The sequence below is a fragment of the Staphylococcus sp. HMSC34G04 genome (assembly GCF_001838765.1).
Taxonomy (GTDB): Bacteria; Bacillota; Bacilli; order Staphylococcales; family Staphylococcaceae; genus Staphylococcus; species Staphylococcus epidermidis.
In genome coordinates this window covers 1-1073 of sequence record NZ_KV838709.1, presented here as the reverse complement: position 1 = coordinate 1073, position 1073 = coordinate 1, and the positions used below count along the sequence as shown (strand labels likewise).

The 1073-nt window shown below is 29.5% G+C and carries 2 protein-coding genes; both read right to left on the bottom strand.

The window, feature by feature from the left end:
• Positions 1–301: 301 nt before the first annotated feature.
• Entirely contained in the window at positions 302–493 is a 192-nt protein-coding gene (locus HMPREF3241_RS02730; RefSeq protein WP_002485175.1) for a hypothetical protein, read from the bottom strand.
• Between the two features lie 41 nt (positions 494–534).
• Complete coding sequence (locus tag HMPREF3241_RS02725) at positions 535–990, bottom strand: DUF334 domain-containing protein (RefSeq protein ID WP_002485179.1); 456 nt, start codon at positions 988–990, stop codon at positions 535–537.
• Positions 991–1073 lie beyond the last annotated feature (83 nt).

The following is a 1073-nucleotide window of genomic DNA, read 5'->3' as shown; positions in this document are numbered from 1 at the left end:
CTATCCTCCCGCTGGCGCTTTTAGTCTAATTAAGGGCTCTCATCGACAAATAGATTTTCTCGGCATAAATGCGTATTCTACTTGATGAAAGTAATTTAAACTTATTATTTCACTTGAACTTTTTATTTCTTTTAGATTTTTTATAATATAATTTATTTAAAAACGTGCTATCTGCTGTATACGAAGCTGCATCTCCTCCGAAACAACTAATAATAAAGGAAATAATGGTAACTATAACTTTTCTTAAAATTTTCATTTTTAAACCCCTTTTATTTTAATTACTAAAAATCATTGTATTACTCTATTTCTTGTTTTTATTCTTCTTCAATACAAAAGTGAGTGGCGTCATAAATATTGAAAAAATCAATGCAGAAATTAAATTGGTATATAAATCAAGTTCAGTTGGAAACATTAATTGCATTACTAAATCAAATAATGATTTCAAAACAACAAACGAAATCAAATAATATAAGAAATATAAAACAACTTTCAAAATTAAGCCTCCTTTTCCAAAAAACTTTAGCACATTCCTTTTTAATCATGGAACCGTACTCTAATCCATTCATACACACCAATAAATAACCCTATAGCGAATACATAAGGTAAACCATATGCAATATACCAAACAAATGTCATAAAGCCCTCAGACGCTTTAATTTTGCTTGCTATGGCTTTTTGTAATATATCTACATGCAAGAAACTCATAAAATCACTGCCTATGGTCATAATTAAAGCAAACAGCATAAAGACTAATAGCATTGATCCAATCCCTGTAAATAATTGTTTTTGTCTCTTCTGATAATGCTCATGTGATGCTCTCACTTCACGTAACATTTCTTTGTTTTCATCTTGAACTTGACGAATCTCTTGTCGTAGTTCTGCTTGAATCTCTTCTGTATTGACTTTTTTTAAATTATCTTGAAGTAATCTTACGAAATCATTATGTGTTTTTATGCTATTATCTCGAAAGTCCTTCGTCGTCTCTTTCAATTTTAATGTTATGGCTTCTTGTTCTTTCTCTCTCGTTTTCTGACTCTCTTGTAGGTTCTGTTGCAAAGTTAAAATTATATGCA